Annotated in this window: 14 protein-coding genes; 10 read left to right on the top strand and 4 right to left on the bottom strand. The window is 65.6% G+C overall.

Annotation, left to right across the window (positions count from 1 at the left end):
- Nucleotides 1–125 precede the first annotated feature (125 nt).
- The 3 genes from MYCSP_RS06865 (at nucleotide 126) to MYCSP_RS06875 (ending at nucleotide 10,359) form a co-directional block, all read left to right on the top strand.
- Nucleotides 126–9,374 carry a type I polyketide synthase gene (locus MYCSP_RS06865; protein WP_088413448.1) on the top strand — a complete coding sequence of 3,083 codons (9,249 nt, stop codon included), beginning with the start codon at nucleotides 126–128 and terminating at the stop codon, nucleotides 9,372–9,374.
- Nucleotides 9,371–9,775, top strand: coding sequence for a holo-ACP synthase AcpS (acpS, locus tag MYCSP_RS06870; RefSeq protein WP_070911335.1), 405 nt, complete (start codon nucleotides 9,371–9,373; stop codon nucleotides 9,773–9,775). The genes MYCSP_RS06865 and acpS overlap by 4 nt, the downstream gene beginning before the upstream one ends.
- 98 nt (nucleotides 9,776–9,873) lie before the next feature.
- Entirely contained in the window at nucleotides 9,874–10,359 is a 486-nt protein-coding gene (locus tag MYCSP_RS06875; protein ID WP_088413449.1) for an NUDIX hydrolase, read from the top strand.
- On the opposite strand, the gene MYCSP_RS06880 is transcribed toward MYCSP_RS06875, so the two are convergent.
- Entirely contained in the window at nucleotides 10,356–11,954 is a 1,599-nt protein-coding gene (locus MYCSP_RS06880; RefSeq protein WP_088413450.1) for a DHA2 family efflux MFS transporter permease subunit, read from the bottom strand. The genes MYCSP_RS06875 and MYCSP_RS06880 overlap by 4 nt on opposite strands.
- 66 nt (nucleotides 11,955–12,020) lie before the next feature.
- On the bottom strand, nucleotides 12,021–12,494 hold the full coding sequence (gene bcp, locus MYCSP_RS06885) for a thioredoxin-dependent thiol peroxidase (protein WP_088413451.1): 474 nt from the start codon (nucleotides 12,492–12,494) through the stop codon (nucleotides 12,021–12,023).
- Nucleotides 12,495–12,578: 84 nt separating this feature from the next.
- Here bcp and MYCSP_RS06890 point away from each other — a divergent pair, with 84 nt between their 5' ends.
- The 3 genes from MYCSP_RS06890 (at nucleotide 12,579) to MYCSP_RS06900 (ending at nucleotide 14,045) form a co-directional block, all read left to right on the top strand.
- Nucleotides 12,579–12,815, top strand: a complete 237-nt coding sequence (locus MYCSP_RS06890) for a DUF3618 domain-containing protein (RefSeq protein ID WP_005059996.1) — start codon at nucleotides 12,579–12,581, stop codon at nucleotides 12,813–12,815.
- A gap of 67 nt (nucleotides 12,816–12,882) precedes the next feature.
- Nucleotides 12,883–13,479 carry a hypothetical protein gene (locus MYCSP_RS06895; protein WP_088413452.1) on the top strand — a complete coding sequence of 199 codons (597 nt, stop codon included), beginning with the start codon at nucleotides 12,883–12,885 and terminating at the stop codon, nucleotides 13,477–13,479.
- Nucleotides 13,476–14,045 (top strand): hypothetical protein, encoded by a 570-nt coding sequence (locus MYCSP_RS06900; RefSeq protein ID WP_088413453.1) that lies wholly within the window; start codon nucleotides 13,476–13,478, stop codon nucleotides 14,043–14,045. The genes MYCSP_RS06895 and MYCSP_RS06900 overlap by 4 nt, the downstream gene beginning before the upstream one ends.
- Here MYCSP_RS06900 and MYCSP_RS06905 read toward each other — a convergent pair.
- Nucleotides 14,042–14,872, bottom strand: coding sequence for a class I SAM-dependent methyltransferase (locus MYCSP_RS06905; RefSeq protein WP_088413454.1), 831 nt, complete (start codon nucleotides 14,870–14,872; stop codon nucleotides 14,042–14,044). The genes MYCSP_RS06900 and MYCSP_RS06905 overlap by 4 nt on opposite strands.
- A gap of 53 nt (nucleotides 14,873–14,925) precedes the next feature.
- Here MYCSP_RS06905 and MYCSP_RS06910 point away from each other — a divergent pair, with 53 nt between their 5' ends.
- Together MYCSP_RS06910 and MYCSP_RS06915 are read left to right on the top strand one after the other, a co-directional pair.
- Nucleotides 14,926–15,552 carry a TetR/AcrR family transcriptional regulator gene (locus MYCSP_RS06910; RefSeq protein WP_083014003.1) on the top strand — a complete coding sequence of 209 codons (627 nt, stop codon included), beginning with the start codon at nucleotides 14,926–14,928 and terminating at the stop codon, nucleotides 15,550–15,552.
- A 100-nt stretch (nucleotides 15,553–15,652) separates the two neighbouring features.
- Nucleotides 15,653–16,036: a hypothetical protein gene (locus MYCSP_RS06915; RefSeq protein ID WP_088413455.1), complete on the top strand. Its 384-nt coding sequence runs from the start codon at nucleotides 15,653–15,655 to the stop codon at nucleotides 16,034–16,036.
- Here MYCSP_RS06915 and MYCSP_RS06920 read toward each other — a convergent pair.
- Nucleotides 16,033–18,936 (bottom strand): MMPL/RND family transporter, encoded by a 2,904-nt coding sequence (locus MYCSP_RS06920; RefSeq protein ID WP_088413456.1) that lies wholly within the window; start codon nucleotides 18,934–18,936, stop codon nucleotides 16,033–16,035. The two genes, MYCSP_RS06915 and MYCSP_RS06920, sit on opposite strands and share 4 nt — an antisense overlap.
- A 134-nt stretch (nucleotides 18,937–19,070) precedes the next feature.
- Here MYCSP_RS06920 and MYCSP_RS06925 point away from each other — a divergent pair, with 134 nt between their 5' ends.
- Nucleotides 19,071–20,282 (top strand): sensor histidine kinase, encoded by a 1,212-nt coding sequence (locus MYCSP_RS06925; RefSeq protein ID WP_088413457.1) that lies wholly within the window; start codon nucleotides 19,071–19,073, stop codon nucleotides 20,280–20,282.
- The gene (locus tag MYCSP_RS06930; protein WP_070911325.1) at nucleotides 20,275–20,931 is read left to right on the top strand and encodes a response regulator; all 657 of its coding nucleotides are present in this window, start codon (nucleotides 20,275–20,277) and stop codon (nucleotides 20,929–20,931) included. The genes MYCSP_RS06925 and MYCSP_RS06930 overlap by 8 nt, the downstream gene beginning before the upstream one ends.

The following is a 20,931-nucleotide window of genomic DNA, read 5'->3' on the forward strand; positions in this document are numbered from 1 at the left end:
ACTCTTAAATCCAGACCTGCGGAGATGGTGCAGATAAACGTGCCACAACACGCCCCCGATCGACAGAGACGACGAACTCGGGTGCGTCTGGAATCACGACTGACGGAAAGACGGGTAGCGGCGACGTGACGATCAATGAATACGACAAGGTGACCAGCTCTGAGGACCCCGACGCCAATGGTGCGGTCGATCCGGGTCCCAGCGCGGGTCCGGCACTGATCGATCGTCTGGAGTCCGGTGAGCCGTACGCCGTGGCATTCGGGGGACAGGGCAGCGACTGGTTGGAGTCGCTCGCGGACTTGGCGGCCTCGGCCGGTATCGAATCGGAGCTGGCGACCCTCGCGGGTGAGGCCGAGCTGCGCCTGGAGCCCGTCGCCAAGGAACTCGTCGTGGTGCGCCCGGTCGGATTCACGCCGCTCACCTGGGTGCGTGCGCTGACCGCCGAAGAGCCCGTACCCGCCGCCGCGCAGCTGACCTCGGCCGCGGTCTCGATGCCCGGTGTGCTGCTGGCCCAGCTCGCCGCGATCCGCGCCCTGAAGATCCAGGGCCTGGACCTGGCCCAGTTGCCGCCAGTCGCCGTCATCGGACACTCACAGGGCGTGCTGGCCGTCGAGGCGCTCAAGGCCCACGGCACGCGCGATGTCGAGCTGCTGGCCATCGCTCAGCTGGTAGGCGCGGCAGCCACCCTGGTCGCGCGTCGTCGCGGCATCGTGGTGCGTGGTAATCGCACCCCCATGGTGTCGGTGACCAACGTCGACCCCGATCGCATCAAGGCACTGCTGGACGAGTTCTCCCAGGACGTCCGCACCGTGCAGCCGCCGGCGCTGTCCATCCGCAACGGCCGCCGCGCCGTCGTCATCACCGGCACCCCCGAGCAGCTGTCTCGGTTCGAGCTGTACTGCGAGCAGATCGCCGAGCGCGAGGCCGCCGAGCGCAAGGACAAGGTCCGCGGTGGTGCGGTGTTCAGCCCGGTCTTCGACCCGGTTGACGTCGAGGTGGGATTCCACACCCCGCGCCTGGCTGACGGCGTGGAGATCGCCGGCCGCTGGGCGGCCGCGGCAGGTCTGGACGTCGAACTGACCAAGGCACTGACCGAGGCCATCCTCGTCACCCCGGTCGACTGGGTGAACGAGGTCAACCATGTCGCCGACGCCGGCGCCCGCTGGATTCTCGACCTGGGCCCCGGTGACCTGCTCACCCGCCTGACCGCCCCCGTCATCCGCGGCCTGGGAATCGGGATCGTGCCGACCGCCACGCGCGGCGGGCAGCGCAACCTGTTCATGCACGGCGCCGTTCCCGAGGTCGCCCGGGCGTGGACCTCCTTCGCGCCCACCGTGGTGTCGCTGCCGGACGGCTCGGTCAAGCTGTCCACCAAATTCACCCGGCTCACCGGACGTTCGCCGATCCTGTTGGCGGGCATGACGCCGACCACCGTCGACGCGAAGATCGTTGCGGCCGCTGCGAATGCCGGCCACTGGTCCGAGCTCGCCGGCGGTGGGCAGGTCACCGAGGAGATCTTCAGCGCCCGCATCGAAGAGCTGACCGGTCTACTGGAGCCCGGTCGTCAGATCCAGTTCAACTCGCTGTTCCTCGACCCGTACCTGTGGAAGCTGCAGGTGGGCTCGAAGCGCTTGGTGCAGAAGGCCCGTCAGGCCGGCGCGCCAATCGACGGTGTGGTCGTGACCGCCGGTGTCCCGGAGCTGGAAGAGGCCGTCGCGCTCATCGACGAGCTCACTGAGATCGGCTTCAGCCACATCGTGTTCAAGCCGGGCACCGTCGAGCAGATCCGCTCGGTGGTGCGCATCGCGGCCGAGGTTCCTACCCGCCCGATCATCATGCACGTCGAGGGTGGCCGCGCCGGTGGACACCACTCCTGGGAGGACCTCGACGATCTGCTGCTGGCCACCTACTCGGAGCTGCGTTCGCGCTCCAACATCACCGTGTGTGTCGGCGGCGGCATCGGGACCCCGGAGCAGGCGGCTGAATACCTCAGTGGTCGTTGGGCATTGAAGTTCGGCTTCCCGCTCATGCCGGTGGATGGCATCCTGGTCGGCACCGCGGCAATGGCGACGCTGGAGGCCACCACCTCGCCGTCGGTCAAGCAGATGCTGGTGGAGACCCAGGGCACCCCGGAATGGGTGCCCGCCGGAAAGGCGCAGGGCGGCATGGCCTCCGGGCGCAGCCAGCTGGGTGCCGACATCCACGAGATCGACAACGCCGCGTCACGCTGCGGCCGTCTGCTCGACGACGTCGCAGGCGACGCCGACGCTGTCGCCAAGCGTCGTGACGAGATCATCGCCGCGATGGAACTGACCGCCAAGCAGTACTTCGGCGATGTCACCGAGATGACCTACGCGCAGTGGCTGAACCGCTACGTGGAGCTGTCCATCGGTGAGGGTGACAGCACCGCCGACACCGCGGTGGCGCATTCGCCGTGGCTGGACATCACCTGGCGAGATCGCTTTGAGCAGATGCTCAAGCGCGCTGAGGCTCGCCTACACCCCAAGGACTTTGGGCCCGTGGAGACGCTGTTCGTCGACGAGTCGCTCCTGGAGCGTCCCGCCGATGCCATCGCGGCGCTGCTGCAGCGTTACCCCGAGGCCGAGGCCATCAAGCTGCACCCGGCCGATGTGCCCTTCTTCGTCGCGCTGTGCAAGACGCTGGGCAAGCCCGTCAACTTCGTACCCGTCATCGACAAGGATGTGCGTCGCTGGTGGCGCAGTGATTCCCTGTGGCAGGCACACGATGCCCGTTACACCGCGGAGCAGGTGTGCATCATCCCCGGCACCGCCGCGGTCGCCGGGATCACCCGGGTCGACGAGCCGGTGGGCGACCTGCTCGACCGGTTCGAGCAGACCGCCATCGACGAGGTTGTCGCCACCGGCGCGGAGCCGCTGCCGGTGCGTTCGCGCCTGCGTCGCCGCTGGGATGTCGAGGGCCCCCTGGCAACGGTTCTGGACGCGCCGGATGTGTTGTGGTCCGGTCGTATTGCCGTCAACCCGGTGCACCGGATCGCTCCGGATGGAGCCTGGCAGGTCTTTGAAGACCGCACCGCTTCGCACCCGTCGACCGGTGCACGTCTCGAGGTCACCGGCGACGACTCGGTACGTTTGAGCGTGCCGCTCTCGGGCACCTGGGTCGACATCGACCTGACCTTGCCCGCCACCACTCGCGACGGAGGCGCCCCGGTGGTGACCACCGAGGCCGCGGCCGCCGCCATGCGGACCGTCCTCGCGGTAGCCGGCGGTGCTGAGAACCCAGCGATGCTCCCGCGTGTGGAAAACGGGACCGCGCGCGTTGTGGCGCACTGGGATCCGGAGCGCGTGGCCGATCACACCGGAGTCACCGCGGTCCTTCCCGCGCCATTGGCACCGGGATCATCCATCGTGCCGGATGCGTTGGTCGGGTTGTGCTGGCCCGCAGTGTTTGCCGCCATCGGCGATGCCAAGACCGAGGACGGCACCGGAGTTATCGAGGGTCTGCTCTCGCTGGTGCACCTGGACCACGCGGCTCACCTGGTCTCCAAGCTTCCCGCCGAGAGCGCCGAACTGACTGTTACCGCAACGGCTTCCGCGGCCACCGACACCGAGGTCGGCCGCGTCGTCCCGGTTGAGGTCACCGTGGCGGCAGCCGACGGCACCGTGCTGGCCACCCTGAAGGAACGATTCGCGATTCTGGGCCGCAATGGCGCTGCCGCGCTGGCCGACCCGGTGCGTGCCGGCGGTGCGCTCTCCGAGCATGAAGAGGACACCACTCGTCGTCGTCGGCGTGACGCCAAGCTCTTCGCTCCTACCGACATGCGGGCGTTCGCGGTGGTGTCGGGTGATCACAACCCGATCCACACGGACAAGTCGGCCGCACTTCTGGCCGGGCTGGGATCGCCCATCGTGCACGGCATGTGGCTTTCCGCCGCGGCGCAGCACGTGGTCACCTCCGCCGACGGCTCGAGCACCCCGCCGCGCACCCTGGTGGGCTGGACCGCGCGATTCCTGGGCATGGTGCAGCCGGGCGACGAGATTGACGTGCGCGTGGACCGCGTCGGAATCGATTCCGGCGCAGAGGTTGTGGAGGTTCAGGCCAAGGTCGGCAGCGACCTGGTGATGTCGGCCACCGCCCGTCTGGCAGCGCCCAAGACGGTGTACGCCTTCCCGGGCCAGGGCATCCAGCACAAGGGCATGGGTATGGATGTGCGCTCGCGCTCCAAGGCCGCCCGCAAGGTCTGGGACAAGGCCGACAAGTTCACCCGCGAGCGCCTCGGCTTCTCGGTGCTGCACGTTGTGAAGGACAACCCGACGAGCCTCATCGCCGGTGGCGTGCACTACCAGCACCCCGAGGGCGTGCTGTACCTGACGCAGTTCACCCAGGTGGCCATGGCCACGTTGGCTACGGCGCAGATCGCCGAGATGAAGGAATCCGGATCGTTCGTCGAGGACGCCATCACCTGTGGTCACTCCGTCGGCGAGTACACCGCTCTGGCCACCGTCAGCGGCGTGATCCCGCAGGACGGTCTGCTCGAGGTGGTGTTCCACCGCGGGTCGGCAATGCACGACATCGTGCCGCGAGATGAGCAGGGACGCAGTAACTACCGTCTGGCTGCCATCCGCCCGTCACAGATCGGCCTGGAGGACGCCGACGTCGAGGCGTTCGTCGCCGACATCGCCGATCGTTCCGGAGAGTTCCTGCAGATCGTGAACTTCAATCTGCGGGGTTCGCAGTACGCGATCGCCGGAACGGTGCGCGGCTTGGAACTGCTGGAGGCCGAGGTCGAGAAGCGCCGCGAAGCGTTCGGTGGCCGTCGTTCCTTCATCATGGTGCCCGGTATCGATGTGCCGTTCCACTCCGAGGTGCTGCGGGTCGGTGTCGCCGAGTTCCGTCGTTCCCTCGAGCGCGTCCTGCCGATGGACGGTGACCCGAATCTGATCATCGGCAAGTACATCCCGAACCTGGTGCCCAAGCCGTTCACCCTGGATCGTGAATTCATCCAGGAGATCCGGGATCTGGTTCCCGCCGAGCCGCTCGACGAGGTGCTCGCCGACTACGACACCTGGCGCAACGAAAAGCCGGTGCTGTTGTGCCGCAAGGTGCTTATCGAGCTCCTCGCCTGGCAGTTCGCCAGCCCGGTGCGGTGGATCGAGACCCAGGACCTGCTGTTCACCGAGGAGGCCGCGGGCGGTCTCGGCGTGGAACGGTTCGTCGAGGTCGGCGTGAAGTCGATGCCGACCGTCGCGGGCCTGGCCAACAACACCCTGAAGCTGCCCGAGTTCAGCCACAGCTCGGTCGAGGTGCTCAACGTCGAGCGCGACCACGCCGTGCTGTTCGGCACCGACAGTGACCCGGAACCCGAGCCCGAGATCGAAGAGGTCGCTCCGGCACCGGCGGACGCGGCTGCCGCGCCTGCTGCTGCTCCGGCTGCTGCGCCCGCGGCACCGAGCGGTGGGCCGCGTCCAGACGACATCGGGTTCGATGCCTCCGACGCCACGTTGGCGCTCATCGCGCTGTCGACGAAGATGCGCATCGATCAGATCGAGCCGGTGGACTCCATCGAGAGCCTCACCGACGGCGCCTCCTCGCGGCGTAACCAGCTGCTGGTCGACCTGGGCTCCGAGTTGAACCTGAGTGCCATCGACGGTGCCGCCGAGGCGGACCTGTCCGGACTGCGTGCGCAGGTCACCAAGTTGGCGCGCACCTACAAGCCGTTCGGCCCGGTGCTCTCGGACTCGATCAACGATCAGCTCAAGACGGTCTTCGGACCCTCGGGCAAGCGTCCTACCGCCATCGCCGAGCGGGTCACCAAGACGTGGGAACTCGGCCCCGGCTGGGTCAAGCACGTCACCGTCGAGCTGGCATTGGGTACCCGCGAGGGCACCAGTGTTCGTGGCGGCGACCTCGGTGGCCTGGCGCCCAGCACGCTGGCCGATGGCAATGCTGTCGACGCGGCGATAGACGCCGCCGTCTCCGCGGTGGCCAGCCGTCGCGGTGTGGGTGTCTCGCTGCCCTCTGCGGGCGGTGCAGGCGGTGCCACCGTCGACGCGGCCGCGCTGAGCGAGTTCACCGACCAGATCACCGGTCGCGAGGGCGTTCTCGCCTCGGCCGCCCGTCTGGTGCTCGACCAGCTTGGGCTGTCGACTCCGGTCGCCGTTCCCGACGGTGCCACCGATACCGAGCTCGTCGAGCTGGTCTCTGCCGAGCTGGGCTCGGACTGGCCGCGTTTGGTGGCGCCGACGTTCGACGGCAAGAAGGCCGTCGTGTTCGACGACCGCTGGGCCAGCGCTCGCGAGGACCTCGCGCGGTTGTGGATCACCGAAGAAGACGAGATCGACAGCCAGTGGGCGCAGTTGGCCGAGAGCTTCGAAGGTGCCGGGCATGCCGTTGGTACGCAGGCCAATTGGTGGCAGGGCAAGTCCCTGGCGCAGGGCCGCAACGTGCACGCCTCGCTGTACGGGCGGATCGCCGCCGGTGCCGAGAGCCCCGAGCAGGGCAAGTGGGGCGCCGAGGTCGCGGTGGTGACGGGTGCTTCCAAGGGCTCGATCGCCGCGTCGGTGGTGGCCGAGCTGCTCTCGGGTGGCGCGACGGTCATCGCGACCACGTCGCGTCTCGATGAGGACCGGTTGGCGTTCTACCGCAACCTGTACCGCGAGAGCGCACGCTTCAGCGCCAAGCTGTGGGTGGTGCCGGCCAACATGGCCTCGTACTCCGACATCGACGCGCTGGTGCAGTGGGTCGGCACCGAGCAGTCCGAAAGCCTTGGGCCGATGTCGATTCACCTCAAGGACGCACAGACCCCGACGCTGCTGTTCCCGTTCGCCGCACCGAAGGTGGTCGGGGATCTGTCGGAGGCCGGGTCGCGCGCCGAGATGGAGATGAAGGTGCTGCTGTGGGCCGTGCAACGGCTCATCGGTGGGCTGTCGGCCATCGGTGCCGAGCGCGATATCGCCTCGCGTCTGCACGTGGTGCTGCCCGGTTCGCCGAACCGCGGCATGTTCGGTGGCGACGGCGCATACGGCGAGTCCAAGTCGGCACTCGATGCACTGGTCACTCGCTGGAAGGCGGAGTCATCGTGGGCATCGCGAGTTAGTCTGGCGCACGCGCTGATCGGCTGGACCCGTGGTACCGGGCTGATGGGTCACAACGACGCCATCGTCACCGCCGTCGAAGAAGCGGGAGTCACCACGTACTCGACCGCGGACATGGCGTCGATGCTGCTGGCGCTGTGCAGCCCGGAGGCGCGAGTGCAGGCCGCGCAGGCGCCGGTGGAGAAGGACCTCACCGGTGGCCTGGCCGAGGTCGAACTCGACATGGCCGAGCTGGCCGCCAAGGCTCGCGAGGACATGGAGGCAAAGGCCAAGGCTGAAGCCGCCGCGACCTCCGATGAGGAAGAGGACCCCAGTCTCATTGCGGCACTGCCGTCCCCGCCGCGCGGATACACCTCGACGGTGCCGCCGGAGTGGGCCGACCTGGATGTTGACCCGGCCGATCTGGTGGTCATCGTCGGTGGTGGCGAGCTCGGTCCGCTGGGCTCGTCGCGCACCCGCTACGAGATGGAGGTCGACGACGAGCTGTCGGCGGCCGGCGTGCTGGAGCTCGCCTGGACCACCGGACTGGTCAAATGGGAGAACGATCCCGAGGCCGGTTGGTACGACACCGAAACCGGTGAACTGGTGCCGGAGTCGCAGCTGGTCGAGCGGTACCACGAGAAGGTGGTCGCCAACATCGGTGTCCGCGAGTTCGTGGACGACGGTGCCATCGACCCCGATCATGCTTCGCCGCTGCTGGTCTCGGTGTTCCTGGACAAGGACTTCACCTTCACGGTGTCGACCGAGGCCGAGGCCCGCGAGTTCGTGAAGTGGGATCCGGAGCACACCGTGATCCAGCCGCTGGCCGATGGCAGCGACTGGCAGGTGACCCGCAAGTCGGGCACCGAGGTTCGGGTGCCGCGCAAGACCAAGCTGTCGCGGACCGTCGGCGCGCAGATCCCGACCGGTTTCGATCCGACCGTGTGGGGCATCACCCCGGACATGGTCAGCTCCATCGACCGGGTGGCGCTGTGGAACATGGTCGCGACGGTGGACGCCTTCCTGTCGGCGGGCTTCACCCCGACCGAGCTGATGCGTTGGGTGCACCCGAGCCAGGTGGCCAACACCCAGGGCACCGGTATGGGCGGCATGACCTCGATGCAGACCATGTACCACGGAAACCTGTTGGGCCGTAACAAGCCGAACGACATCCTGCAGGAAGTACTGCCGAACGTCGTTGCCGCGCACGTGGTGCAGTCATACGTCGGTTCCTACGGTTCGATGATCCACCCGGTGGCCGCGTGCGCCACCGCGGCGGTGTCCGTCGAGGAAGGCGTCGACAAGATCCGGCTCGGCAAGGCACATCTGGCACTGGCCGGTGGGTTCGACGACCTCACGCTGGAAGCCATCATCGGCTTCGGTGACATGGCAGCGACTGCCGACACCGAGATGATGCGGGCCAAGGGCATTGCGGACAAGCGTTTCTCGCGTGCCAACGACCGTCGCCGCCTCGGCTTCGTCGAGGCCCAGGGTGGTGGCAGCGTGCTGCTGGCACGCGGCGATCTGGCCCTGAAGATGGGCCTGCCGGTCCTCGCGGTGGTCGGGTACGCACAGTCCTTCGGTGACGGTGTGCACACCTCCATCCCGGCTCCCGGCCTGGGTGCGTTGGCGGCGGGACGCGGCGGCAAGGACTCGGATCTGGCGCGCGCGCTGAACAAGCTGGGCGTGACCGCCGACGACATCGCCGTCATCTCCAAGCACGACACGTCCACGCTCGCCAACGATCCCAACGAGACCGAGCTGCACGAGCGACTCGCGGCCTCGCTGGGGCGCTCGGACGGTGCGCCGCTGTTCGTCATCTCCCAGAAGAACCTGACCGGCCACGCCAAGGGCGGTGCCGCGGTGTTCCAGATGCTGGGCCTGTGCCAGGTATTGCGCGACGGCGTCATCCCGCCGAACCGCAGTCTGGACTGTGTCGATGACGAGCTGGCCACCAGCCAGCACTTCGTGTGGCTGCGGGAGTCGTTGCCGCTCAAGGAGAAGCTGCCGCTGAAGGCGGGCCTGGTGACCAGCCTCGGCTTCGGTCACGTGTCCGGCCTGGTGGCACTGGTGCATCCGCAGGCGTTCATCGCCTCGCTGCGTCCAGAGGATCGTGAAGACTACGAGAAGCGTTCGCGTGAGCGCGTTCTCGCCGGACAGCGTCGCCTGGCCTCGGCCATGGCCGGCGGTCGGCCGATGTACGAGCGGCCGGATGGGCGTCGCTTCGACCACGATCACGATGAGTCGGAGAAGCGTCAGGAAGCCTCGATGTTGCTGGATCCGGGTGCGCGCCTGAGTGAGGACGAGGTCTACCACCGGTGATCGTCGGTATCGGGATCGACCTAGTCACCATCTCCGAGTTCGGAGAGCAGCTGGCCAGTCCCGGAACCGCTTTCGGGTCCGCGTTCACGCCGGGGGAGCGGCGTGACGCGGCCTCCAAGACCGGCGGTGAGGCGCGGTACTTGGCGGCCCGTTGGGCCGCCAAGGAAGCCGTCATCAAGGCGTGGTCCGGGTCGCGCTATTCGCAGCGACCGGTGTTACCGGAGAACATCCACCGGGACATCGAGGTCGTCACGGACACCTGGGGCCGCCCGCGCATCCGGCTCTCCGGGGCGATCGCCGAGTACCTGGCCGATATGACGATGCATGTGACGCTGACGCACGACGGCGACACCGCGGCGGCCTTCGTCGTGCTGGAGCAAGAGGGAGAAACGCCTTCCTAGTGTCGAGTGTGCGGATACAGCTGGTTTTCGCACAGATATCGATTCAATCCGCACACTCACGTCTGCCGGATATGGACTCGATCTGTTAAGAAGTGCCTATGGCGGTACCGGATTTCGTAGTTGAGCTGCGTCGGCATATCGGGCATGCACCACTGTGGTTGCCCGGCGTCACCGGTGTGGTCATTCGCGATGAGCAGGTGCTGCTGGTCAAGCGTGCCGACAATGGCGCGTGGACCGCGGTCACCGGAATCGTAGATCCGGGGGAGAACCCGGCCGACTGCGCCGTCCGGGAAGTGTGGGAAGAGTCGGGTGTTCAGGCTCTGCCCACGCGATTGGTGTGGGTGCACGTGAGTCGGCCGATTGTGCACGTCAACGGCGATCACGCGCAGTACCTGGATCACGTGTTCCGTATGGACTGGGTCTCTGGGTCGCCGTACGCGGCCGACGGCGAGAACGTCGCCGCGCAGTGGTTCGACATCGCGGCGATGCCGGACATGACCGCCGATATGCACCGCCGCATCGAGCTGGCAGTCGATACCGAGAGCACCGCAACGGTTTTCGATACCGCCGATTCACTGAGCTAGGGCCGCGATGCCGGTTCTGTCGTGGTGACCGGCGAGATGAGAAACGTCGCGGCAAGCCCCGCCGCAAGAAACGTCGCCGCGAGGTAACTGCCCAATTCGACGCCGTGCGCCATCGACGCACGGGCGGCTTCAGCGATGCCGGCGGTCTGTGGTTGGTGAGCGAACCCGTCTATGGCCGCACCCGCGCTGCGTACGATCGCGCGTGCGAGGGAATCGGATTGGTCGGGTGGGAGCCCGGAGGCTGTGAGCGTGTGGGTGAGCCGTGCGCTGATGGCGCTGAAGAAGGCCGTCGTCAGCACGGCGATCCCGAGCGCCGAGCCGAGTTGGCGGAAGACGCTTTGCATTCCGGACCCCTGACCGGAACTGCGTTCGGGAACGTCGGCGAGCACAACGTTGGTCACTTGAGCGGTCGCGAAGCCGATGCCGATGCCATAGACGAACAGTGCTGCCGAGATGGCCCACCACGTGCTGTCCGGCCGTGCGATGGTTCCGAGCACGGCCAGTCCCGCAGCCTCAAGGGCCAAGCCGATACGGACCAATCCCAGTGCCGAGATTCGTGATGTCATCCCGAAACTGGCTCCACTGGCCACGAAGCTTCCCAGCGCCACCGGCACCAGCGCCAAGCCCGCTTCAACGGCGCTGTATCCCAACGCGAATTGCAGCCATAACGGCAGAACCGCCACGATCCCGAATTCGCCCATCCCGATGATCAGCGTTGCGATGTTGCCATTGCGGAAGGAGTCGATAGAGAAGAGCCGCACGTCCATCAGCGCTTTAGTCGGCTGTGTGGGGTCGACCTGGCGGGTCAGCGCGACCTGACGAATGACAAAGCCGATCAGGGCCAGTGCCGCCAGGACGAGTGCGATGAACACCGGGGACAGGCCGAGTGTCCACCGGATGCCGAACAACTCGAACGGCTCGGCGGCGTGTATCCATCCGTAGGTGCGGCCGTCGATCAGTCCGAAGGCGAGCAACCCCAGTCCGAGGATCGAGAAGAACGCTCCAGCTGCATCCACCGGAGCGCGCGTGCGCGGCGAGCGCGGGACGAAAGCCAGTGCGCCGAGGCAGATCACCACGACGAGCGGGATATTGATCCCGAAAGCCCAACGCCACGAGGCATGTTCGGATAGCCAGCCACCGAGCAGCGGGCCCAATGCAGTCGCGGCACCGATGGTCGACCCCCAGACGGCGAACGCCTGACCTCGCGCCTTGCCGGTGAACTGTGCGTTCAGGAGCGCGAGGGATGTCGGCAGGATCAATGCGGCGCCCGAACCTTGCAGGAAGCGCGCCAGTATCAGCCACCCTCCGGTGGTGGCCATGCCGGCCAGCAGGCTCGTCGCACCGAAAATGATTACGCCGGTGAGGAAGACGCGCCGCGCGCCGAGAATGTCGGAGACGCGGCCGACGAGCAACAGCAGCGCCGCGAAGACGATCGTGTACGACTCCTGTACCCACTGGGCCTGCGCCGAGGTGACACCGAGGTCGCGCACGATCGAAGGGACGATGACGTTGACGATCGTCGTGTCCACGACGATCAGTGCCACTCCCAGCGCGATGGCGGCCAAGCCGAGCCACTTGCGCGCGTTCTCAGGCATGCGATCCCTTGCTAGTTGGGTGGCGTGCCGGTGGGCTCGCGCTCGCCGGTTGTCACCCGCCGAGCATTAGACGGATAGGTCGCGGCGCAACTTCGCGACGTGTCCCGTCGCCTTCACGTTGTACTGCGCCACCTCGATCTTGCCCTTCTCGTCCACGACGAAGGTCGATCGGATGACGCCCTCGACGATCTTCCCGTACAGCTTCTTCTCACCGAAGGCCCCGTACGCGGTCAGCGTTGTCTTGTCGGGGTCGGACAGCAGCGGGAAGTTCACCCCGTCGCGCTCGCGGAACTTCGCCAGCTTCTCGGGCTTGTCGGGGGAGATGCCGATGACATCGAGACCGGCCTCGTTGAGCTCGGCGAGGCTGTCACGGAAATCGCAGGCCTGCTTGGTGCAGCCGGGGGTCATCGCGGCGGGGTAGAAGTAGATGATCACCTTGCGGCCCTTGTAGGAGGACAGCGATACCTTCTCGCTGTCGGCGTCGAGCAGAGTGAATGCCGGGGCCTTGTCGCCAACTTCGAGCCGCTTGGTTTCCGCCATGACCGGTGCCTTTCTGTTGACCCGTACAGTTGTTGCCCTAGGGTAGTTGCTTGAGTTTCATACCGCGGACGTGGAGGAGTGCACGTGGCCAGGGATCCAGAGGCAATCAAGGCCGATATCGACAAGGCGCGCGATCAGCTCGCCGCGACGGTCGACACCCTGAGTGATCGCGCAAACCCGCAGCGTCTGGCCGAGGATGCCAAGGCTTCCGTGCTGGCGACTCTGAACAAGCCAGCCGTCAAATTCACCATCTTGGGCTTCGGGGCCGTGGTTGCGGTGCTGGTGGTTCGTAAGGTCGCAGGCAAGTTCCGTCGCGACTGATGTAGTGGGGTATTGCCCTGTTCCGCTATCTTGACAGATAGTTTGCTAGCTGAGCTATGCTCGCCGGATGTGGCTTCGGCTTGCGATGGCGTCGTGGTTGACGCGAACGTTGGTTGTTTCGCTTCTGCTCGCGTTGGTTCTGGCTGTTCCGTTATTTGGAATGGACTTCTACATCGGTGACTGGCATACCGATGTACCGATGTGGCGTCAGCTGGACTGGTGGGTGGGGATTGCCGCGCTCAGTTTGTTCCTGGGGTCGCTGATAGGTATCACAGGAGAGCTGGATAAGGACAAATACGTTCAGGCACTGGCCGGGGTCGATCCTGCGGACTTTCGCAAGGTTTCTCGCGCGGTTGAGCGTGGACCTGTACCCGAGGATCCGGTGATCCAGCAGGCCGCGGCGCGTATTGCAGAGATCTATCGACGTAGCGAGTGCAAATCGCGCAAGTCTTCGATCGCCCGCAACCTCATCTTGGCGGGGCTGCATATCTGTGCGGCTTTATTCGCGCTGCGGTACGAATTCTTACAACCCTTGTTCGTCATCGTTCCTCTCGTGCTGGCCATCGAATTCATCGCGTTGGCGTTGCGCTCGTGGCGACGGCTTCCACGGCTGGAGAAGCGAGTGGAGCTGTTGACGATGCACGAATCGCAGGTGCCTGCATGACACTTCGCCTCACTCTTGCGCCGCTGTGGATGCGGCTGATCGCCAACATCGGGATGGCTTGGGCTGTATGCGGTGCCGTGCTGATCTTCTGGAGGCCAGCGGACCCAGATCCGCTCCGCGGACAGGGCTATTGGTGGATTGCCGTCGGAGTTGCAGGACCTCTCCTCGGAGTGCTGATGACACTGGCAGGCTTAATCGAGCGGGGGAAGTATGTCGCTGTCGTGAAGGATATTGCGCCGCAGGAGTATCGGCTTGTGGCGAGCGCTCTCGTACGCGGTCCATTGCCCACCGATCCCACTATGAGGTCAGCGGTCGTTCGCCTGGCCGGTCTCTATCTGAAGTCGGCAGAGCGTAAGTCGCCGCATTTCGGGCGGCTGTCCCTCGGCATGATCTGTTTGTGGACCGCGATGGCGGCTCTTCAAGCCTTTGACGGCAGTGCAAACCCCGCCCTCATCATGATGAACTTGCCTTTGTGGGTGTTCTACGCGATGCACCACTACTACGTGATTCCGCTCGTCGAGGCGCGCCGCGCGCTCATACTGAGTCTCGAAGGCGCACAGGCCTAGAACTCGAATCGTAAGATGCGGGCGGTCCGCCTCGACGTCTTGCTCTTGGCGGCTATCCGCGTGGCGATTCGCAGCCACGTTGGAAATAGTTCCACCTCGGGCGCATCGGCCAGGCTGAATTCCTCCACTAATCGCAGCCGCGGATTCCAGCGCTCTGGGGTATGCGGATCGTTGTACCCTTCGAACTCCCGCGACTGGTTGACTATCTTGCCGGCCTTCTGCGGGAAAAGTTTTGCGACCCAGAGCCCGACCACCAAGCGCCCATAGTCGTTGTACGCCAGCTGTCCGGTAGGGAAGTGGTCGGTGATGGCTCGCATGATCGCGATGATCTGCTCCTTGGTCAGGAACGCGAACAGGCCGTCGGCAATGACCATCGTCGGGCGATCCGACGGGATACCGGTGATCCACGCCGAGTCGGTGACGGACACCCCGACGGTGTGCTCGTGCGCCCCCGGGGGGAGTGCCTTGTCGCGCAACGCTGCCATCCCGGGTAGCTCGACGCTGTACCAGTCGACGGTCGCCGGCGGCTGCACGCGCCGGTATCCGTCGTCGAGGCCGGCACCCAGATCGACCACCACCGCGTCGGGATGCTCAGCGATGAACGTGCGCACGCGATCGTCGAGAAGCTTTGCGCGCAAGGACGCTTGGCATACCACTGGAGTAAGAACCCCCAGCGTGTTGAAGTCGTAGTCGATTTCGGCGACGGCGGCCGTCGCACCGGGGTCGTGCAGGATCGGTCGCTGCCAGCCGTCGTTGACGGCCCGCGCCTTGAGGGTGAGGAAGGCAGTCTCTTCTCGTGGGGTGATGTCTGTGGTGTCGAGGCCCATGAGCTCGACTATACAAGCGTGTAGTCAATTGTCCATTCGTGTAGCATATGGCGATGGAGACCGTGGATCCCGACGACCTCACCGCCCGCGCCCGCATTCGGGACGCTGCGTTGCATGAATTCGGCGAAAAGGGATATGACGGTGCCACTATTCGGGGCATCGCTGCGCGCGCCGGGGTGTCTTCTGGGCTGCTGCGCCACCATTTCGGGTCCAAGCAGGAGCTGCGGGACGCGTGCGACGAATACCTGGTCAAGACGATGCGCAACATCAATGAGCAGGTTCGGGCGAACGTGGCACGTGGTGACATGCAGTATGTTTCGGCGCGTATCCCGATCGGTCAGTATCAGGACTACATCACACGGGCGCTGGTCGACGGCTCCGCGGGCCAGGTGTTCGATGAGATGGTCGCGATGACCGAAGGCTGGTTGGCCGGTGCCGATCACAACCGGGTGTTTCCGGCGGAGATCGATGTGAAGTCACGCGCCACCGTCATTACGGCCATGGCGTTGGCGGTCCCATTGCTTCAGCAACATGTTTCGCGTGGCCTCGGGGTGGATATCGGTTCACCCGAGGGTGATTTGAAGATGGCGGCCACGCTCGTCGACGTGTATGCCAATCCGCTGTTGACGTCCGAGCAGGCAAAATCGGCACTCGAGGACCTGGCGCACAGAATGGGGTAGCCATACCTATTGGGCAATATTCGCTGTCTGGCCTCGCGATTGCGCCTTCACCTGGGTACTCTTAGCCCGTGCCACGTACCTGCGCACTGGCTGGATCCCGATGATTTTCGTCGCTGGTCTACGTCTTGACGCGACCGCGGTCAAGGCGTCGGCGATGGTGCTCTACGTCGTCGGATTTGCCTTCACCGTGTTCTTCGGCGTGGATGGCGTGCGCCTTGCCGTGGTGCTCCTGGTCGGCATCGCAGCGACGGCAATGCACTACTGGCCGGAACGCGAGAAGTTCGACCGAATTTCGATAGCGGTCGCGATTGGTCTCCCGATCGCGTTCATGCTCGACGCCTGGTCGACTTGGGTTATCGACCAGACCCCGGCGCCCGGTGTGGGAATCGGTGTGGTGCGCCTGCTGGCGTGGCTGCTGTCGGTCGCCGGCATTCTGGCGTTTCCGCGACGCCTCATCGACAGAGACGCCGACCCGGAGGGCTAGGCCTGGGTTCTTTCCAGCCGCGACGGCCTCGTCAACAAGTACGAGAGCACCCCGGCGGTACGCGGCGATCGAGTCTTGGACCACCGGAACAACAAGCCGCGCAACAGCGGCGCCGGTGACCACCAGAACCACTTGCCCAGTGCGCCCGCCATCGCGGGCACCACGAAGGTTCTGACGATGAGTGTGTCGATCATCAGTCCGACGCCGATGGCGGTGCCGACCTGTTCGATGCTCAGGACGTTGCTGGAGAGCATCGCGAACATGGTGATGCCGAAGACGATTCCGGCCGTGGTGACCACGCCGCCGGTGCCGCCGAATGCGCGGATCATTCCGGTACGTAATCCGGCGCCGTGCAGGAAGATCTCCTCGCGCATGCGCATGGTGAGCAACAGGTTGTAGTCGGCGCCGACCGCGACCAGTGCGATAAGGGCGATCGACGGGACCGACCAATGCAGGTCACGTCCTAGCACGTCATGCCAGATCAGGGTGGTGATCCCGAGTGCGGACACGTACGAGACGATGACGGTGCCGATCACCACGGCCGCTGCCACCGGGCTGCGGAGCATGACCAGCACGATGAGGAAGACCAGCGCGAGCGCCACGGCCGCCAGCAGGAGGAAGTCGTCGTTGACGTAGCCGCGCAATTCGGCGGTGCCCGTGCCGAATCCGGTGAGGTTGACCGTGGTACCGGCCAGGGTGCCCTCCTTGGTGGCTTCGCTCACCGCGAGCATGATCTGCGGGGAGCGATGTGCGCCGTCGGCCCCGAATACCTTGCCGTCGCCGAACACCAGCATGCGCGTGGAACGCCCGTCAGGGCCGAAGTAGAGTCCGGCCGCACGCTGGAACCGCGGGTCCTGCCAGGCGCGCTGCGGCAGGTAGTAGCCCCCTTCACCACTGCTGCGGAAGTCCTCGCGCATGGCACGTAGGTATTCGGTGAGCCCGGAGAACATGCTGCGTGTCTCGCCGACTGCCTTGGTGAGTTGGTCGGTGATAGCGCTCAGCTGCCCCACGGTTGCTCGCATGTTCTTCACCGAATCCACGGCGCCGGAGAACGATTTCTGCATGCCCTGGGCGCCGGTGCCGAATTTGGCGGTACTGGCGGTCAGAGAGGCGGTCGCCGCGACGACGGAATCCATAGGTTCGACGGCCTTGAGCACCAGCGAGCAGATGCCGTCATTGGCACAGTTGGGGTTGCCGTTGGTGAAGTTGCGCAGCGGCTCCATGTACCCGGAGACCTGAGCGACGTTGTCCTGCAGCGCCTTCATCCCGGAGTGCATGTCGCCGACGCCGCCGTTGAGCTCGCCGAGTCCGCTTACCCCGCCGGCCAGTCCCTTTTGCAGCTGCGCGATGGCCCCGGAGAACTGGCTCAGTGTTGTCGAGAGCTGGTCGACGGCTCCCAATCGTTGGCTCATCTGGGCGGTTCCGTCATCCAACTGATCGGCGATGATTCCGGCCTGTTCGGTCAGCGCGGCCTGTTCGGGAATGGAGCCCGCGGGGCGGGAGGCCGATTGGACCATGCGAATTCCGGGAATCTCCATGAGCTTCTTGGTAACTCGCTCGATCCCGATGACGCCGGCGGGATTGCGTAGGTCATGGTCCGATTCGATCGAGACGATCTCCGGCAGCAGGCGGTTCGGCGGGAAATGTCGATCCATTGCTTGATAGCCCTGGTTGGCCTGAGTGGAAAGCGGTTGGGCGGCAAGCTCGTCGAAGCCCAGACGTAGACCGGTTGCGGGCAGAGCGCAGACGATGAGCACCAGCGTTGACCCGGCCAGCACCGGACCCGGCCAGCGCGCGACCATGGCTCCCACCCGGCGCCAGCGGCGCCCCGGCTGTCCACGCACCGGACGCGGCTGTGCCAGGCCACGGCGGCCCGCCAATCCGATGAGTGCGGGCAGCAGCGTGAGCGAGGCCAGCATGCCGGTGAGTATCCCGATGGCGCAAGGCAGTCCGGCGCTGCGCAGCATGCCCACCTGTGCGAACAGCAGACAGGAGAGCGCTGCGGCGATGGTCAGCCCGGATGCCGCGATGACTGGGGCCACACTGCGATTCGCGATGACCAGGGCCTGCTCGTGCTGCACGCCGGAGCGGCGTTGTTCGTGGTAGCGGCCCAGCAGGAAGATGCCGTAGTCGGTCGCCGCGCCGAGAACGAGGGCGGCAAGCAGTGCCACCGAGAAGATGGACACCTCGATGAGATCGCGCTCACCGAGGAGGGCGACGATCGAACGTGCCACCGCAAGCCCGAGGCCTACTGTCATCAACGGGATCGCCGCGGTGATGACGGATCGGTACACGATGAACAACAACACGGCGATGAGCACCACGGTGACACCGGTGATCATCAGCATCTGGGTGTCGATGGCGGTCAGCTCGTCGGCGATGGTGGCCCCCGGCCCGGTGACCCAGGCGTGCATACCCTCCGGCGCGGGCTCGTCCGCGACAATCTTGCGAACCGCAGTCAGTGCCTCGTTGGCCTTGGCGGCGCCGAGCTCGCCGTTGACGCGCAGCATGGTGTAGACGGCCTTGCCGTCTGGACTGAGCGCGCCCTCGGCTGTCAGCGGATCGGCCCACAGGTCCATTGCCGAGTCCAGGTGTGTGGTATCGGCGCGCAGTTTGGTCAGCAGCCGGTCGTGATACTGATGCTCGACGGGTCCCATCTTGCGATCGCTTTCCAGCACCAGGTAGTTGAGGTTGTTACCCGCGCCGTCCTGAAACTGGTTACCCATGACGGCACCTGCGGCGTTCACCGGTGCGTCCTGCGGCAGGAAGCCGCGGGCATGGTTGTGCGCGGTGCTTTCCACCTGAGGCACAAGCAGATTGCCCGCTCCGGCGGCGAGCATCCAGAGTCCGATGATCAGAACCGCGTAGCGGCTGGAGAACCGTGCGATGGCGTCCCACATGCCTGCCGACGCTACGGAGATGCCGGGTGGGCGTCGTCGTGCTGTAGGCGAGACTTGTTCTCCTACCGTGGTAGGAGACGTAGATCCGCGTGAAGCATGATGTGCGACGGGCCGACCGCCTCTACGCTGGCACTATGGATCGGTTCCGGGAAGTCGCGCTGCGGCGCCGTGCTTTGGTGCCGTACGAGTTTCCGTGGACTGTGCCGCTGGTGATGTACGGCAGCACGCTGCTCATCGTGGGATGCGCGGTGGTGCAGCGTGGCTTCACTCATCCCTGGGTGCTGCTGCTGGCGGTCGGCGTGGCGTTGGCGCCGATCCTCATTTTCACCGTTGGTGGCTACAAGCTCAACACGTTCTGGACCGTGGCATGTGGTCTCGCAGCGGTGGCTTTGTTCTTGACGTGGCCGCCGAATGTGGTGGACGCCGCCCCCTTTCTGTTGATGTTCACTATCGGCGAGGTGGGTGCGATGGCGTCGGTGCGCGCGGGGCTGCTTGCGGTGAGCGCCTGTGTGGCGCTGTTGTTGGTGGCCGAGCAACTGCATCACCTCGGCACCTTCTCGCTGTACATGGTGTTCTTCGTCGTGACCGGGTGGCTGATCGGCCACATCATGCAATTGCAACAACGAATTCTGCTGCAGGAACGCGCACAGCAGGTACGTATGCAGGAACAGGCTGCCGCCGATGAACGGCGTCGCATCGCGCGTGAAATCCACGACGTGATAGCGCATTCTCTTTCGGTGACACTGTTGCATCTCACCGGAGCAAGGCGAGCGTTACAGGAGGATCATGATGTGGACGATGCCGTCGCAGGCTTGGTCGACGCTGAACGCCTTGGGCGTCAGGCCATGTCGGACATCCGAGGCACCGTGGGCCTACTGAGTGCGGGTCCGGGTGGCGTCGAGCCGATGCGTTTGGCCCCCGAACCCGGCATCGCCGATATCCCGGATCTGGTGGCTGATTTCACTGCGGCGGGAATGGCGGTGGAATCACATATCTACGGGCTGGGTGAGTCCGTCAGCGCCGGAGTGGGTTTGGCGTTGTATCGGGTGGCCCAGGAATCGTTGGCCAACATCGCCAAGCATTCGCCTAAGTCGTCGGCTGCGGTATTGCTGGACGTCAACGGCTCGGTCGCGAGTCTGACCGTGAGCAACGATCTGGCGGTTGGGCTCCGGCCGGATGCGTGTTCGGGAGGTGGGCTCTCGGGAATGCGGCAGCGCATCGAGACGCTGGGCGGGGAGTTCCGTGCCGGGAAGGCCGAGGACGGCTGGACGGTGTCCGCCACGGTTCCCCTGTCCAACGGGACGTCGTGCCGCGCCCGACGGAAGGTGCTGTGGCGCCATGACTGACGCCGAGGTGGGCGTGCTATTGGTGGACGACCAGGAACTGGTGCGCACCGGGTTACGTCGGATTCTGCGCCGCAAGGACGGATTCGCGATTGTGGGCGAGTGCGCCGACGGCAGCGAGGTCGCGGCGGCGGTGACTCAGGTGCGGCCCGATGTGGTGATCATGGATCTGCGTATGAAGCAGATGAGCGGCATCGAGGCCATCCGGTTACTCCATGCATCCGACGGGCCGCCTGCCTTGGCGCTCACCACATTTGACGACGACGAGCTGCTCTCGGGAGCTTTACGCGCAGGTGCGGCAGGGTTCATCCTGAAGGACTCGCCCGCCGAGGAGCTGGTCCGCGCCGTGCACGCGGTGGCTCGCGGTGAGGCGTATCTGGACCCGGCGGTGACATCGCGGGTGCTCAACGCCTATCGGCGGGCGCCGGCCACCACCACGGGCGACGCCGAAGAGAAGCTCACCGCGCGTGAGCTGGACGTTTTGGCGCTCATCGCCTCCGGTGCCACGAACTCCGAAATCGCCGAAAAGCTGGTGATATCCGAGGTGACGGTCAAGAGTCACATCGGCCGCATCTTCGTCAAGCTCGACCTACGCGATCGGGCCGCCGCGATCGTGTATGCCTATGACCACGGCATCGTGACGCCCAAATAG

Origin of the sequence: Mycobacteroides saopaulense (assembly GCF_001456355.1) — a bacterium.
GTDB lineage: Bacteria > Actinomycetota > Actinomycetes > Mycobacteriales > Mycobacteriaceae > Mycobacterium > Mycobacterium saopaulense.